At 45.1% G+C, this 15,553-nt stretch carries 13 protein-coding genes and 2 pseudogenes; 1 reads left to right on the forward strand and 14 read right to left on the reverse strand.

Going from position 1 to position 15,553, the window contains the following annotated elements; genetic code table 11:
• Positions 1-214: 214 nt before the first annotated feature.
• The 7 genes and pseudogenes from U2H13_RS13850 to U2H13_RS13880 all read right to left on the reverse strand — a co-directional run bounded on the left by U2H13_RS13850 (position 215) and on the right by U2H13_RS13880 (position 3,973).
• On the reverse strand, positions 215-367 hold the full coding sequence (locus U2H13_RS13850; protein ID WP_017418344.1) for a hypothetical protein: 153 nt from the start codon (positions 365-367) through the stop codon (positions 215-217).
• Positions 357-1,490 carry a Rap family tetratricopeptide repeat protein gene (locus U2H13_RS13855; RefSeq protein ID WP_014418617.1) on the reverse strand — a complete coding sequence of 378 codons (1,134 nt, stop codon included), beginning with the start codon at positions 1,488-1,490 and terminating at the stop codon, positions 357-359. Before U2H13_RS13855 ends, U2H13_RS13850 begins: the two co-directional genes overlap by 11 nt.
• A 292-nt stretch (positions 1,491-1,782) precedes the next feature.
• The gene (locus U2H13_RS13860; RefSeq protein WP_014418618.1) at positions 1,783-2,220 is read right to left on the reverse strand and encodes a hypothetical protein; all 438 of its coding nucleotides are present in this window, start codon (positions 2,218-2,220) and stop codon (positions 1,783-1,785) included.
• A 156-nt stretch (positions 2,221-2,376) separates the two neighbouring features.
• Positions 2,377-2,511, reverse strand: a pseudogene (locus U2H13_RS13865) (peptidoglycan-binding protein); the annotation flags it as partial.
• Positions 2,512-2,694: 183 nt separating this feature from the next.
• Positions 2,695-3,105, reverse strand: coding sequence for a YjdF family protein (locus tag U2H13_RS13870; RefSeq protein WP_014418619.1), 411 nt, complete (start codon positions 3,103-3,105; stop codon positions 2,695-2,697).
• Positions 3,106-3,223: 118 nt separating this feature from the next.
• Positions 3,224-3,390: pseudogene (locus tag U2H13_RS13875) on the reverse strand (peptidoglycan-binding protein); the annotation flags it as partial.
• A gap of 118 nt (positions 3,391-3,508) precedes the next feature.
• Entirely contained in the window at positions 3,509-3,973 is a 465-nt protein-coding gene (locus tag U2H13_RS13880) for a DUF441 domain-containing protein (protein ID WP_003152447.1), read from the reverse strand.
• A gap of 97 nt (positions 3,974-4,070) precedes the next feature.
• Between U2H13_RS13880 and ytvI the strand changes: the two genes are divergently transcribed.
• Positions 4,071-5,186, forward strand: coding sequence for a sporulation integral membrane protein YtvI (gene ytvI / locus U2H13_RS13885; protein WP_022552837.1), 1,116 nt, complete (start codon positions 4,071-4,073; stop codon positions 5,184-5,186).
• Between the two features lie 31 nt (positions 5,187-5,217).
• Here the strand turns inward: ytvI and U2H13_RS13890 are convergent, their stop codons facing one another.
• The 7 genes from U2H13_RS13890 to dnaE all read right to left on the reverse strand — a co-directional run bounded on the left by U2H13_RS13890 (position 5,218) and on the right by dnaE (position 15,533).
• A complete protein-coding gene (locus U2H13_RS13890) occupies positions 5,218-5,601 on the reverse strand; it encodes an FxsA family protein (protein ID WP_103526704.1) in 384 nt (127 codons plus the stop codon).
• A gap of 110 nt (positions 5,602-5,711) precedes the next feature.
• Positions 5,712-7,469 (reverse strand): pyruvate kinase, encoded by a 1,758-nt coding sequence (gene pyk / locus U2H13_RS13895; protein ID WP_007408069.1) that lies wholly within the window; start codon positions 7,467-7,469, stop codon positions 5,712-5,714.
• Positions 7,470-7,508: 39 nt separating this feature from the next.
• Entirely contained in the window at positions 7,509-8,468 is a 960-nt protein-coding gene (pfkA, locus tag U2H13_RS13900; RefSeq protein ID WP_007408068.1) for a 6-phosphofructokinase, read from the reverse strand.
• 191 nt (positions 8,469-8,659) lie between these two features.
• On the reverse strand, positions 8,660-9,637 hold the full coding sequence (gene accA, locus U2H13_RS13905) for an acetyl-CoA carboxylase carboxyl transferase subunit alpha (RefSeq protein WP_014418621.1): 978 nt from the start codon (positions 9,635-9,637) through the stop codon (positions 8,660-8,662).
• Positions 9,622-10,494, reverse strand: coding sequence for an acetyl-CoA carboxylase, carboxyltransferase subunit beta (gene accD / locus U2H13_RS13910; protein WP_017418350.1), 873 nt, complete (start codon positions 10,492-10,494; stop codon positions 9,622-9,624). Before accD ends, accA begins: the two co-directional genes overlap by 16 nt.
• 328 nt (positions 10,495-10,822) lie before the next feature.
• The gene (locus U2H13_RS13915; RefSeq protein WP_044801570.1) at positions 10,823-12,055 is read right to left on the reverse strand and encodes an NADP-dependent malic enzyme; all 1,233 of its coding nucleotides are present in this window, start codon (positions 12,053-12,055) and stop codon (positions 10,823-10,825) included.
• A 139-nt stretch (positions 12,056-12,194) separates the two neighbouring features.
• A complete protein-coding gene (dnaE, locus tag U2H13_RS13920; RefSeq protein ID WP_071181929.1) occupies positions 12,195-15,533 on the reverse strand; it encodes a DNA polymerase III subunit alpha in 3,339 nt (1,112 codons plus the stop codon).
• Positions 15,534-15,553: the final 20 nt, after the last annotated feature.

A 15,553-nucleotide genomic window follows, 5' to 3' on the forward strand; every position in this document is an offset into this window, starting at 1 on the left:
TTCTTATATATATCTTTGTTGTTACTTCGTATTTCGCTTTTGTGTATATAACGATCCTTTTGTATTTTTATGCGGACTTCAAACGAATATCACCCTTGTAACATAACCTGTTACCATGCTTGTAATGCAGCAGCCGCAGCCCCGCCTAAAAAGAGAAAAATCGAAAATGCATGACAAAAAAAGATGCAGCCCTAAAAAGGCCACATCTTTTAAATCATGTTTGCAGTCGCGCAGCTAGTTGTATTACCTCATTATCAGTTTTGGCTGCATTATGATGAAGATGAGTCGTGTTTCCTACAAAAGCAATTACACCGAACGTAATAGCGAAAGCAGAGACAGAGAAACAAATTGCTTTTTTAATATTCATACAAACAATCCCCCCGCTGTATTTGAAGTTGAGACTCCACCATCTTATCATAAAAAATTGTAGCCATTTCAAAGTCCTTCATTCCTTTGAAAAAGTTTGCTGTTAAAAGTGTCAACTCTTCGACATACGAATACATATGAATATTTTCAAGCTTACTTAAAATTTCTACAAGGCTGTCTTTGTTAATCGGTTCAGCAAATAAAACATATAAAAACTCTGTTAATAAGCAAAACAAATTGTCGTCATATTTTACTGCTGTTTTTAAACCTTCTTTTAAAGCTTGGCCTGCCGCGGCTGTTTTCTTTTGCTTAAATAATACTATGGAAAGTGAATAATATGAATGGGGCAGAGTTCTCAATTTCATTTCTTCACCAATCACAATTGCTTGTCTCAAATACGCTTCGGCCTTTTCTTCTTGTCCCATGTAGTGATAACTTTCACCCAAATTATAAAGAGCAGAGGAAATCAACCTTTTATGACCAAATTCTTGCGAAAGCTTCAAGGCTTCCTCAAGATGCTGTAATCCTTTTTCGTAATGTTTAAAATCAAGATAATTACCCACAATTACAAATAAACTTTGAATTTTTCGGACGGTATAAAGCGGGTTTCGATCATAAATTTCTAACGCTTTTAGAATATGATGCATGGATACGTGCGTTTGTTTCATATTATAATAAGCCTCTGCCAACTTAAAATGAAACTCAGCTTGTTCTATTTCATCAGAGACATGATGAATTTCCATCTCTGCTTTACGATAAAAATTAATTGCTTCTACATACTGCTTCTGATCAAATTCGTACATTCCGCGAAAAAAATGTGAGTAATATTTTAAGAGGCCGGTAAGTGTTTTTTGTGGTTTCTCAATCTTCTCAAGTAGTTCTGTGGTGGTTGGCCTATCAGTCCTATACTTTATTTCTGGGTTTAAATAATCTAGCATAAGTTGATGACGAAAAGTCATGAGAGAGTAATAAATAAGTAAATATTCGTCTTCTTCCATTTCTTTTATTTCGTGTTCCACTTCGGCTTTTAAAATTTCCGCGTCTGGCACACTAAATTGACGAATCATCTTGTACCACTCGTTAATTTTAACGCCTACATGTGAAGACGGTAATACCTGGTCCATGCATTCATTCCCCTCCTCCTCTTTTGATTTATTTTCCACTAATTTCTTATTTTCTGTAAACGAAAAAATACCGCAATTTTCCTAATTAACCGAAAATAACAAAAAATGATAGCGATTTTGGAAATAGAACATCCATGATAATAAAGCACTTGTATACACCCCTTGCGGGTGCTGAACTTACGATTTTCGTCAATTGTATTTATGCTATAAAGAGAAACTAGAAGTCTATTTTTTGCCTTAAAAAGGAGTACAGAAATTATCTTCTGTACTCCTTTAAAATCTAAATAAGAAATCAATCTTGAGATAAATAAATCCAATTTATATCGTCAAATTCTTTGATAACATAATCTGATCCTATACTACGTAAAATTCTATTAAAGAAAATGATGTCATCTTCATCATCGTAATTATATAAATCCTTTTGAACATATTCTTTAATAATAAAATTCGTTAAATTTGTATGATTAACAAATTCAGAAAAGTAAGATCTTATAAAAATTGAATTATCTTCATTTAATTTTTCATCATTAACAATTGAAATCTTAAAAACATTTAAAATCGCATTAATATCTTCTTCGTCCATATAACATAATGGTTCTAATTTTTTGTCTTCTTCTGTAAATGGCTTTCGAGTATCTTCAATTATTACGTAAGATAAAATGTTACCATCTTTCAGCACACGAAAAACTTCTAAATCACGTAATTTTAAAGCTCTATTAAGTGATAGCATTCTTTCCCCCTAATCAAATATTAAAACCCAAATACTAACCTTAGATTCTTTAGTAATCTACCTCCTGTTACACCTATTTAAAGCTGCTATTGTTATCACATATGCAGGGTTCAATAATATATCAATCCAACTATATTTAGAAATTTTTTTCGTTCTTTATCTAATTTTCCCTATTTCTTTAACGCTGATTTTCATCTTTGTCTTTGGCCCATGAATGCCGTCAGCAGTCACGCCGTACATGGACTGGAATCGTTTGACTGCATTTGCTGATTTCGGTCCGTAAATATCTTCATCAAGCCGTTCACAATTGAAACTGACTCATTTACTGATGTAAGTGAATTTAAATAAATTGCAGAAAAACCCTCCTCATCTCGAGAAGGGCTCTGACTTATACTTCTTTTTCTCTAAATCATTCCGAAGAAACTAACTGATGCCGCTCAACTTTTAATCGGAAGGCTTCATCGGGTTCTCCGACTATTTGCCCCTATGCTTTTCTTTTGCTTTTTGTTTTCTGATTAAATATTTTTGTTCCTTTATTTTTTCTCTTTGTTTTTTATTCAGTTGTTTTCTCTTTTCTTTTCTTGCTTCAAGCTCCTGTTTTATCGCTTTTTGTGCCTTAGTTGATATCCCGATATTTTTCATCTCTTTAGAAGCTTGTCGTTGCAATCTTTTTGGGTTTAATTTCTTAGATTTTGCTTTAACACAAACCCCTTCTTGTTCAGTGTGGGAGAGAGTCTGTAAAAGTTGATTATTAACAAAATGCATTATTTCTGAATCCTTTGGCTCTTGTCCAAACAAATGACGAATTGCTCTTAATTTTCCATCATTCACAACTTCAATGACTCCTACCCAAAACTGACCATCGTAGTAAACCGTTAATTTCATAACGATTCCCTCCTCCTAAATTTACTGAAGAATGATGGACATCCCGAGGAGGGGAAGGTTACTGACATTTTAAATCATGCATCCGGACTACCAACCGAATTGTGTTTTTTCATTCTCATTATAAATTTAACAAACTTTCAAATTGAAGGAAAGGGCCTCCGCTTATTTTAAGTTTTGCTTTGGTATCAGGCCCATAAATTCCATCAGCCTTTCAATCCATTCATCAATTGGAATTACTGCAATCGCTGTTTTCGCTCCATGTGCGCCGTCAATCCCGAAGTTCTTTGTTACATGGTAAGCCACTTCATTCATCGGAATAATGTAAATGGCATTTGTCTGACTTACAAAATGCGCAAGTGCAATTCTCCCGCAAAAAAAAGCAGCTTTACGCCGCTTTTTTACTCTACGAAGTGAATATTTTAACGATTTGCATGGCCAAGTAGGCGATTCCGGCGCCGATTAACGGGCCGACGGCGACGCCTCCGAAAAGCGCGACGGCAAGTATCGTGCCGATGACCAGCGCCGTTGTAATATGAGGGTCGTTTTCCAATAAGGTGAGACCGTTTTTGGCGATTAAGGCAACCGCGATCCCGGCACCGAGAGCGATCCACGCGTAATATGATTTCATCGCTTCTCCGAGCTGTTTAAAACCGATATCACCTGTGGCAATCGGCACTAAAACGGCGATTGTAATGACGGTGACCCCCCAGTTGATGCCTTTTGACTGAATAACCGGAAATAGTTTCTGATCAAGACCGACAGCTTTTATCACAATGAGAAAGCCGACGGCAAAAAGCAATGACTGATTTTTGGCTACCAATGCGATGGCCAGCAATAATAGTAAAAATAAATTCGCCTGTGTAAACATCCTGAAAGCACCCTCTTTCATCATATCTGTATTCATATCCTTTTTTTTGAAGAATAAACTAATGTAATAGGACGTGCCGACCGAGAGGAGGATCGATGTGAACCCGCACTATGCAACTGTTTTTTTCCGCGCGCTGTTTGTACTCGCTGCGGCCGGCGGCGCTTTAGCGGCCGGTTACGCCTCATTTCCGTTAACTTATCCGTTTCTGATCGCCCTTATTCTGTCATCGGCGATCATTCCCGTAGTTGACTGGCTGGACAAACTGACGGGGCTGCCCCGGTCAGTCAATACTGTCATTGTCCTGGTCTTCTTTTTGCTTATTCTTCTTGGCGCGGCGACATTTCTCGTTGCGGAAATCATTTCGGGAACCGCCTATCTGGCCAAAACGCTCCCTCCCCATATCAGCGCCTTTATGACGTATTGCGAAGAGCTGTTCACTTCCCGCATTCAGCCATTGTACCACGAGCTGACCGTCTTATTTAACGGACTGGAAACCAATCAGCAGGCATCCATCGTGACGCATATTCAGACCCTCGGTGATACAGCCGCTAAAAATGCGGGGCTGATGCTTTCACATCTTTTGGAGCTGGTGCCGAAATGGATTGCCTTCCTTCCCAATACAGCTGCCGTCTTCATTTTCGCAATGCTGGCGACTTTTTTTATGACAAAGGACTGGCATAAGCTGAAGGCGCTGCTTTATTCCATTCTTCCGGAACGGGTTTCGGCAAACGCCAAGGCCGTATCGGGAGAGCTGAAAAAAGCGATGGCAGGTTTCATTAAGGCGCAGGCCGTGCTCATCCTTTTCACGATGATCATTGTCTTTATCGGACTTTTTCTTTTAGGGATTGAGCATGCGGCAACCATCGCCTTTTTTATCGGCCTGGTTGATCTGCTCCCGTATCTCGGCGCCGGGTCGGTCTTTGTTCCCTGGATTATGTATTTGGCCATTGCCGGTCAGCTTCCTCAAGCGATCGGTCTCGGTATTTTATATATTGTGGTTCTCATTCAGCGCCAGCTGACGGAGCCGAAAATTTTAAGCAAGTCAATCGGACTTGATCCGCTTGCGACCTTAATCGCCCTGTTTGCCGGCTTTAAACTGTTCGGAATTTTAGGACTGGCTGCGGGGCCCGCCCTGCTCGTTTTCATTCAGGCCTTTATCACAACGGGCGCTTTAAAAGAAATATGGGCCTATATTACTGTTCAGTCCAAATAAAAACAGCAGCCCTGTAAGAAGGCTGCCGTTTTTATTTGATAATGATCCGCTTATTTTTTGACATTCCTCTCAGCCATTTGAACAAAAGCGGCTTCATGCGGTTCCGAGTGAACGGAATCAGAAGACAGGCCCCTGCAATATCGGACAGAAAACCCGGAAGCATCAAAAGCAGGCCTCCGAAAAAGACGCATATTCCGTCAAGAAGCGCTTCCCCCGGCATTTTGCCGTGCTGCAGGTCGCGCATCACCCGATGATACACACCGGTTCCCTGTCTTTTTGCCACCAAGGCGCCTAACACGCCTGTCAAAATGATGAGAAGGAAGGTCGGAAAAATACCGAGCCATTTTCCCGTCAGCATAAACAAGCCGATTTCAATTGCCGGACACACGATAAACAGTAAGAATAACACTCTCATTTTTCTGCCCTCCCGCCCTTCTAAAAGCGTGTCACCGCCCGCATGGGAATAGAAAAATCAGCCTAAAGACAAAAGAGAAGGGAGAACCCCCCTCTCTTTTTTAAAGCTGTTTAAAGAACGCTTGCGCGGCCTTCATACACAGCGCCGCGGGCAGCGTCAACTGTGATAACCTGTCCTTCTGTTAAAACTGAAGTTGCGTTCTCCAGACCGACGATAACCGGAATGCCCAAGCTTAAACCGACAACAGCTGCATGGCTTGTCAGACCGCCTTCCTCAGTGATGAGCGCTGATGCTTTTTCAAGTGAAGCGATCATGTCGCGGTCAGTGCTTGAAGCAACCAATACTGCGCCGTCTGTCATTTTTTGTTCAGCTTCTTTCGCATTTTTTGCAACAACGACCGGACCGAATGCAGATTTGCGTCCGATGCCTTGCCCTTTCGCGATAACGCTGCCGACAGTGTGGACTTTCATCAGATTCGTCGTGCCTGATTCACCGACAGAACCTGCTGTAATGACAATCAGATCACCGCGTTTCACGATGCCGCTGTCAAGTGATTTTTGAACCGCGTCTTCAAGCATTTCATCGGTTGAATTCGCGTTTTGGCCGCTTGCCGGGAATACACCGAATACAAGGCCGAGTTTGCGTGATACAGACTCATTAACCGTAACGGCTACAATCGGAGCCTGCGGACGGTATTTCGCGATCATACGCGCCGTATGGCCGCTTTCTGTAGGGGTAACGATAGCTGCCGCACTCAGATTGATCGCCGTGTGAGCAACTGATTGGCCGATCGCATCGGTAATCGTCATGCCGACCTGATCTCTGCGTTTAGACAGAATTTCTTTGTAGTTCAGAGATTCTTCCGTGCGTGTGGCGATGTTAAACATTGTTTGAACCGCCTCGACAGGATATTGTCCCGCAGCCGTCTCACCGGAAAGCATGATAGCGTCTGTGCCGTCGAAAATGGCGTTGGCAACGTCACTTGCTTCAGCGCGTGTCGGACGAGGGTTGCGCTGCATGCTGTCAAGCATTTGTGTCGCAGTAATAACCGGTTTGCCGAGCGCGTTGCATTTTTTGATCATTTCTTTTTGCACGAGCGGCACTTCTTCGGCCGGAATCTCTACGCCGAGGTCTCCGCGCGCTACCATTAAGCCGTCAGATACTTCCAGGATCGCATCCAGGTTGTCCACGCCTTCCTGGTTCTCGATCTTAGGAATGATTTGAATGTCAGACGCGTTATGCTCTTCAAGCAGTTCGCGGATTTCTAGGACATCCGTAGAACGGCGTACAAATGACGCAGCGATGAAATCAACGCCTTGCTCGATACCGAATACGATGTCTTTGGCGTCTTTTTCAGTAATTCCGGGAAGGTTGACGCTGACGCCGGGAACGTTTACGCCTTTTTTATTTTTCAGCGTGCCGCTGTTTAAGATTTTTGTTTTGATTTCGTGTTTTTCCGGATTTGATTCTAGCACTTCCAATCCGATTAAACCGTCATCCAACAGGATGATAGACCCTGCTGACACGTCGTCTGCCAGGCCTTCATAAGAAACTGAGAATTTTTCAAGCGTTCCCAGCACCTGTTTCGTAGAAACGATAATTTCATTTCCCGCCTGAAGCTCAAGCGCGCCGTTTTCCATATCGTGCGTGCGGATTTCCGGACCTTTCGTATCGAGGAGAATCCCCACGTTTTTGCCGAGCTTTTTGCTTGCTTCTCTGATGTTTTTGATTCTTGCGCCGTGCTCTTCGAAATCACCGTGTGAAAAATTCAGACGAGCAACGTTCATACCCGCTTCCATCAATTTTGTCAGCATTTCTACACTTTCACTGGCCGGACCGATTGTACAAACGATTTTTGTTTTTTTCAACTCGTTCACTTCCTTCTGAAATCTTCAGCTTCTTCCGCCTTAAATAGACAGTTCTTTTGAAAGCTGATACATGTTTGGTTCAACAGTATGTTTTGATTCTAAAATTTCTATAATATCATGGTCTACAAGCTTGTTGTTTTGTATACCTACGCAGCGTCCGCCTTTTCCTTTAAGCAGAAGCTCAACCGCGTAAGCGCCGAGGCGGCTTGCAAGAACCCGGTCAGAAGCGCTTGGAGATCCGCCGCGCTGGATGTGCCCTAAAACGGATACCCGTGTTTCAAGGTTCGTTTCTTCTTCGATGCGTTTTCCGAATTCAACCCCGCTGCCTACCCCTTCTGCAACGATGATGATACTGTGTTTTTTGCCGCGGTCGTGCCCTCTCTTCAAACGGCCGATAATTTCCTGCATATCGTAGTCCGCTTCAGGAATTAAAATTGATTCCGCTCCGCCTGCAAGACCTGCCCATAAAGCAATGTCGCCCGCATGGCGCCCCATCACTTCAATAACGTATGTACGCTCATGAGACGTAGCGGTGTCACGGATTTTATCAATCGCATCAATTACGGTATTTAGCGCCGTATCAAATCCGATCGTAAAATCAGTTCCCGGGATGTCATTATCTATCGTACCCGGTACACCTACACACGGAAACCCGTGTTCCGTTAATTTTTTCGCACCCATGTATGAACCGTCTCCGCCGATGACGACAAGACCTTCAATGCCGAGTTTCTTTAAATTTTCGATTCCTTTTTCACGGCCTTCAACTGTTTTGAATTCAGGACATCTGGCCGTGTACAGCTTTGTTCCGCCGCGGTGGATGATGTCACCGACCGAACCCAGCTCCAGTTTCTCTATTTTTCCGCTGATTAATCCTGAATAACCGTTATAAATTCCGTACACTTCGACGTCGTGGTAGATAGCTTTCCGCACAACCGCGCGCACCGCAGCGTTCATACCCGGGGAATCCCCGCCGCTCGTTAAAACTCCTATACGCTTCATTTCCTATTCACCTCAGCAACATATATATGTTAAACATATCATGATCATTGCCCTAAAACAATGAAAAGGGACGCCTGAGCTCCCATGAAACCTTACCTATTATACAATTAAATAAATTGTTTTTAAATAAAATTTAAGGAATATCACAAAAATCACAAAAAATAAACGTGAGCCATAGGCTTCACGTCTATTCAGTTTACCCCGATATATTGATCTTCAACCGAAACTTTCCCGATTGCTTTATATTTTTCATAGCGCTGTGAGATCAATTCTTCGGCGTTCATTTGAAGAAGAGATTTTAACGTTTCTTTAAGAATACCGTCAATGTAGCCCGCCTGCTGCTTGATATCATGGTGAGCTCCGCCCTTCACTTCTTTAATCATATCATCAATAATTCCTAATTCTAATAAATCGGGCGCAGTAATCTTCATGGTTTCGGCCGCTTTTTTCGCAAGGCTGGAGTCTTTCCACAAAATGGACGCGGCTCCTTCAGGAGAAATAACGGAATACGTCGAGTTCTCAAGCATCAGCATGCGGTTGCCCACACCTAATGCCAGCGCGCCTCCGCTGCCGCCTTCCCCGATGACGATACAAACGACAGGCACTGTCAGGCCGGCCATCTCGAACAGGTTCTTGGCGATGGCTTCACTTTGTCCCCGTTCCTCCGCCGCTTTACCCGGGTACGCTCCCTTCGTGTCGATGAAGCAGATAATCGGGCGGTTGAACTTATCCGCCTGCTTCATGAGACGAAGCGCTTTGCGGTAGCCCTCAGGGTGAGGCATTCCGAAATTGCGGACGAGGTTTTCTTTCGTGTCTTTTCCGCGCTGATGTCCGATGACGGTGACCGGCATGCCGTGATATTTGGCGACTCCGCCAACAATCGCAGCATCATCTCCGTATGTTCTGTCTCCGTGGCACTCAAAAAAGTCGGTAAACAGGTATTGAATGTAATCAAGCGTCGTCGGCCGGTCGGGAAGGCGTGCGATCTGCACTCTGTCCCACGGCTTCAGGTTTTTATAAATCTCATCCTGGAGCTTGCTGAGCCGGTCTTCAAGCCTTGCGATTTCAGCGCTTAAATCCATCTCCGAATCTTGGGTGAATTTTTTCAGTTCGGCGATTTTCGTCTGCAGTTCAATCACTGGTTTTTCAAATTCTAATCTTGCAGCCACTCATGCTCACCTCCTGTTTGGTGCATGTCCAGCAGAAATGCGAGTTTGTCTTTCATGTCGTTTCGGTGAATCACCGCATCAAGCTGGCCGTGCTTTAATAAAAATTCCGCCGTCTGGAAATCTTCCGGCAGTTTTTCCCCGATCGTCTGTTCAATAATACGTCTTCCGGCAAATCCGATCAAGGCGCCCGGTTCAGCGAAATTATAATCACCGAGAGACGCGAAACTGGCCGATACGCCGCCTGTCGTCGGATGGGTCATGACAGAAATAATCAGTCCCTGCTCCTCACTGAACAGTTTTAATGCAGAGCTTGTCTTGGCCATTTGCATAAGGCTTAAGACCCCCTCCTGCATACGTGCGCCGCCGGAAGCGGTAAAGATGATAAACGGGACTTTTTCCTCTTTTGCTTTTTCAATTGCAAGCGTGATTTTTTCGCCGACAACCGAACCCATGCTGCCCATTCGGAATGTTGAATCCATGATCGCGATCACGGCCGGGAATCCGCCGATGGTTCCTTTTCCGGTAACCACCGCTTCATTCAGCGATGTTTTCTCACGGTCTTTTTCGATTTTTTCTAAGTATCCCGGGAAACCGAGCGGGTTTTCAGATATCATTCCCTGGTTGAATTCTTCGAATGAATCTTCATCCAGGAGGCTTTCAATGCGCTGCTTTGCATTCATCGGGAAATGGTGCCCGCAGTTCATGCAGACGCGCAGGTTTTTATCTAACTCTTTTGTGAGCATGATTTTTTTACATTTGGGGCACTTTGTCATAATGCCTTCCGGAACATCATGTTTTGCCTGCTCAGACGGCACGGAAGCATATTTTTTCTTTTTTGTGAATATATCCTTTAACAAATGATTACCTCCCTTTTGTGAAGGGTTCTCTTCACTGCATGTCTTCCGATTAGATAGACTTAATAATAACTTTACCGAAACTATTGTACTTTTTTTGTCAAACGGTGTCATCCTCCATTCGACATTTTTTGCTGCAAAACAGACGGAAACGGACGGATTTCATACCGTGAAAAGCGTTGTTCAGCCTTATCTGTCAGCGTTTTCAAAAGAAATAAGGATTCTGCTGAAATTTTTTTAAGACCTGCCCTTAAAAAAATGCCAGCAGTCCGTATATTGAACAGCAGCGCGTTGTTTTTTTCCAACGCGCTGCCATTTCATTTTTGTGTTATTATTCGCCGATGACTGTGAGCTGTCTTGTTTTTTCAGCCACTTCCTCAGGATCGACCGTAATTCTGGCGACGCCCGTTTCCATCGCTGCTTTCGCAACAGCTTTCGCAACGGCAGGAGCCACACGTTTGTCAAATGGAGCCGGGATGACATAATCAGCGCTTAATTCTTCCTCTGAAACGAGGGAAGCAATCGCTTCAACCGCAGCAATTTTCATTTCTTCGTTGATGTGAGTCGCGCGAACGTCAAGCGCCCCGCGGAAAATTCCAGGGAATGCCAGAACGTTGTTGACCTGGTTCGGGAAATCAGAACGGCCTGTTCCGATTACGCTTGCGCCGGCTGCGCGCGCGTCTTCAGGCATGATTTCCGGATTCGGGTTGGCCATTGCGAAGATAATCGGATCTTTCGCCATGCTTTCCACCATTTCTTTCGTCAGCGCGCCTTCGACTGATACGCCGATAAAGACGTCTGCATCTTTAATGACATCCTGCAGCGAACCGTCGTTGCGGTCTTGGTTTGTAAACTTCGCCACTTCGTTTTTCACTGCGTTCATGCCGGCCGGACGCCCTTCGTAAATCGCCCCTTTAGAGTCGCACATTACGATGTCGCGTACGCCGAAATGGTAAAGAAGCTTGATGATCGCGATGCCTGCGGCTCCCGCTCCGTTTGCCACAACTTTAATGGATGACATGGATTTTCCTGATAATTTCAGCGCGTTTACAAGTCCGGCAACGGTTACGATGGCAGTGCCGTGCTGATCATCGTGGAAAACCGGAATGTTTGTTTCTTTTTTCAGGCGCTCTTCGATAATGAAGCAGTTCGGCGCCGCAATATCTTCAAGGTTGACACCGCCGAATGTCGGTGCAAGCAGCTTCACAGTGTCAACGATTTTGTCCACATCGTTTGTGTCAAGCGCGATCGGGAATGCATCCACGCCCGCGAAACTTTTGAACAGCACCGCTTTCCCTTCCATGACCGGAAGTGAAGCTTCAGGCCCGATATTACCGAGACCGAGAACGGCTGATCCGTCTGTTACGACTGCTACCATGTTCCCCTTCATTGTATAATCATATACTTTATTTTTATCGTCATAAATCTCTTTACAAGGCTCAGCTACTCCGGGAGAGTAGGCAAGGCTTAAGTCGTCCGCGTTTCTGACTTCTACCTTTGCTTTTGATTCCAGCTTTCCTTGATTTACTTTGTGTAAATGTAACGCTTCTTCTCTTAATGACATTCTAAACACTCCTTTTAAGTACTTTGTTACATATTCTGCCGCATAGACTGGTACAATCGCTGGAGATGAAAAATTTCAGAATCTTTAAATAAGATAGCACAATTGTTTCAATTGTATAACAAAACGATTATTGTTACCACTATTTTAACACGACGTTTTCGCGGCCCAGCAGCTCTTTTAAACGGTATAACGCCTGATGGTCCGCCTGAATATGAAAAGTATCCGGCAGCCTGATCGTCTGCTTGTCTTTTTCATAATAAAGATAAACGCCGGTTTCCCCTTTATGCTCCAGTAAAATACGCTTCATCTTTTCCAAAAACTCCTGATTGTGCCGGCTGCCTTCGATTTTGATGTAAACAGACGGCGCTCTGTCTGCCTCCGTCTGCTCAAGAAGAGAGGCGGATGACATGATGAATTGTGTCTTCTCCTGACGCTCTTCCATTTTCCCGGCGGCGAATAAAAGCGCGCCTTCTTCTAACAGCGGAGACAGCCTTCTATATTGGTCAGGAAACACGACGGCTTCCATTTCTCCCGTTTCATCGCTTAATGTGAGAAACGCCATATGCTGACCTGTCTTTGTCCGAATCGTTTTGATGCCCGCGAGCAAAGCGCCGATTGACAGCTGCCCCTTCGGCATCTGCCGCGCTGCTGTGATCGCTTGGGCCCCCCGTTTTTTCAGGAGATCCCTGAAAGCAGACAAAGGATGGCTTGAGAAATAAACACCGAGAGCTTCTTTTTCGAACCGAAGCTTGTCCACGAGCGGAAATTCCTCAGCCTCTACATATTTTGGCTTAATGGAGAACGATTCTTCCAAAAACAATCCCATTTGGTCATCACCTGCACGAAAAAGTTCAGCGTGCTCTAAAGCCACATCAACGGAGGCCAGCAAGGCTGCGCGATTTTGATTGAATTCGTCCATGGCGCCAGAAAATATAAGGGCTTCGATGGTTTTCCGATTCACGCTTTTTGCAGGTACGCGAAAGCAGAAATCGAAAAGATCCTCGAACGGTTTATGTGTTCTTGCTTTATAAATATCTTTCACTGCCGAGACGCCTACGTTTTTAACGGCCCGCAAACTGTATCTGACGGCTCCGTTTTCCGGCGCAAACGGAAAACCGCTTTTGTTTATTGACGGCGGAAGGACTTGAATCCCGCTCCCCTTCGCTTCATGCAGATATTGCGATATTTTGTCCTCATTGCCGATGACGCTCGTCAACAGCCCGCACATAAAATATAACGGATAATGGGCTTTTAAATAGGCGAGCTGATAGCCGATCATGCTGTATGCGACAGCATGGCTTCTGTTGAATCCGTAGTTAGCGAATTTTACAATCAGATCGTAGACCTCGTTTGCAGTGACTACAGAATACTCCTTTTTTAAGCACCCTTCAACAAAATGGCTTCGCTCTCTGTCCAGAATGTCCTTTTGCTTTTTGCTGACAGCCCGTCTGAGCAGATCCGCTTCACCTAATGAAAACCCTGCCATGCGCGAGGCGATCATCATTATCTGTTCTTGATAGACGATGACGCCGTAAGTGTCACTGAGAATATTTCTTACGTCCTCGTGCGGCACTTCCACACGCGCCCGCCCGTGCTTCCGGTCGATAAATAACGGAATATTTTCCATCGGTCCCGGCCTGTAAAGCGCGTTAACCGCGACAATGTCTTCCAGTCTTGACGGCTTCAGGCGTTTCAGCACGTTTCTCATTCCTGATGATTCCAGCTGGAAAATACCCGTCGTATCACCGTTTGACAATAGCGAGAACGTTTTTTCATCCTGATAAGAAATCTCGGAAAAATCAATTTTCGTATTCGTCTCTTTTTCAATCATCGTTTTAATGGATTCAATAAGCGTCAGGTTGCGCAAACCTAAAAAGTCCATTTTCAAAAGACCGAGATCCTCCAGGTGATCCATCGCATACTGCGTTAAATACACGCCGTCATGCCCTTCTTGAAGAGGGACAACTTCCGAAAGCGGCTCTTTACTGAGAACGACCCCGGCCGCGTGTGTTGACGTGTGTCTCGGAAGACCTTCGATTTTCCTTGCGATCTGAAACACTTTATGAAGAACGGCGGATTCGGACAGCCGCCTGTTCAGCTGAGCGGACAGCCGCCTCGCCTCCTCAAGCGTCATTCCCGGTTTCGACGGGATCAGGCGGGCAAGCTGGTCGGCTTCTTTCGGGCTGATTCCGAACACTCTCCCGGTATCCCTTAACGCCGCCTTTGCGGCCAATGTCCCGAAGGTGATAATCTGGGCGACGTGCATGGCCCCGTACTTATTTTGCACATACTGAATGACCTCATCCCTTCTCGTATCAGGGAAATCGATATCAATATCCGGCATGCTGATCCGCTCGGGATTAAGAAATCTCTCAAACAGCAGAGAATGTTTAAGCGGATCCACGTCGGTAATGAAAAGCGAGTAAGCGACAAGCGAGCCTGCCGCGGACCCCCTTCCCGGGCCTGTCACAATGCCCTTTTCATGCGCGTACTTCATAAAGTCCCATACGATGAGAAAATAATCACTGAATTTCATGCGCCTGATGACGTCCAGCTCATATTCAAGCCGGCGGACAGCCCGCTCATCAGGAGTGCTGAAACGGAGACGCAGCCCCTCATGACAGATCTCCGCCAAATAGTCATCGGCTGATTTGCCGTCCGGCGCCGGAAAAGACGGAAGCTGTGTCTGTCCGAGGCTTACATCGACCCGGCATTGCCGGGCGATACGGGCGGCTGCTTCAATCGCTTCCGGATGCCGCGTGTAAAGCTCTGCCATTTCTTCAGGCGTCCTCAAGTATAAGTCCGGCAGATTCCCGCTCTGATCCTCCCATTTCTCTCCGGCTTTAATAGCGCACAGACAGCGGTACGCATCTTGATCTTCTTTCTTGATATAGCGGACATCTCCCGCAGCGCAGACAGCGATTTCCGTCTCGGCTGACAGGCGGAGAATCTCTTCTGATAACGTCTCATGTCCTTTAAACGGCTGGTACCCTAAATAAAAACGGCCGTCTCCGAACAGCTCCCGGAATCCTTCGGCAGCCCGGACCGCTTCTTCAAACTTCCCGGCTTGAAGCAGGCTTTCAATGTACCCGTTTTCACCGGGCGTAATGGCGATCAGCCCCTCATGATAGCTCTTCATCCATTTTCGCTTCATGCCGCCCTTTGCCATGGATTGCAGCGCACTTGAGATTTTCACCAGGTTCTGATAACCGGTGTTTGTCTCCGCTAAAAGAATGAGCGGGTGTGCTTCAAGCTCCGTATCGTCCGTGTATATAGAAGCCGTCAGACCGATAATCGGCTTAATTCCGTTTGATTTGCATGCTTTATAAAACTCAATGGCGCCGTACATCACATTTTCGTCCGTCAGCGCCAATGATGAATATCCGAGTTCCTTCGCTTGTGCAACAAGCTCTTTTACAGAAGCGGCGCTGTTTAACAGGCTGTAGCCGCTATGTACTTGCAGGTGAACAAAAGACAATGCCGCCACTCCTTTCCCAT

The sequence above is a fragment of the Bacillus sp. A1 genome, assembly GCF_042296235.1.
GTDB classification, from domain to species: Bacteria; Bacillota; Bacilli; order Bacillales; family Bacillaceae; genus Bacillus; species Bacillus velezensis.

What these genes read in the sequence shown, in the direction of transcription:
- pfkA (WP_007408068.1), bottom strand. Translation starts at nt 8,468, where the DNA reads ATGAAGCGTATAGGAGTTTTAACGAGCGGCGGGGATTCCCCGGGTATG.
- U2H13_RS13850 (WP_017418344.1), bottom strand. Translation starts at nt 367, where the DNA reads ATGAATATTAAAAAAGCAATTTGTTTCTCTGTCTCTGCTTTCGCTATT.
- U2H13_RS13860 (WP_014418618.1), bottom strand. Translation starts at nt 2,220, where the DNA reads ATGCTATCACTTAATAGAGCTTTAAAATTACGTGATTTAGAAGTTTTT.
- U2H13_RS13890 (WP_103526704.1), bottom strand. Translation starts at nt 5,601, where the DNA reads ATGAGAGTGTTATTCTTACTGTTTATCGTGTGTCCGGCAATTGAAATC.
- U2H13_RS13870 (WP_014418619.1), bottom strand. Translation starts at nt 3,105, where the DNA reads ATGAAATTAACGGTTTACTACGATGGTCAGTTTTGGGTAGGAGTCATT.
- U2H13_RS13915 (WP_044801570.1), bottom strand. Translation starts at nt 12,055, where the DNA reads ATGTCATTAAGAGAAGAAGCGTTACATTTACACAAAGTAAATCAAGGA.
- U2H13_RS13880 (WP_003152447.1), bottom strand. Translation starts at nt 3,973, where the DNA reads ATGTTTACACAGGCGAATTTATTTTTACTATTATTGCTGGCCATCGCA.
- U2H13_RS13855 (WP_014418617.1), bottom strand. Translation starts at nt 1,490, where the DNA reads ATGGACCAGGTATTACCGTCTTCACATGTAGGCGTTAAAATTAACGAG.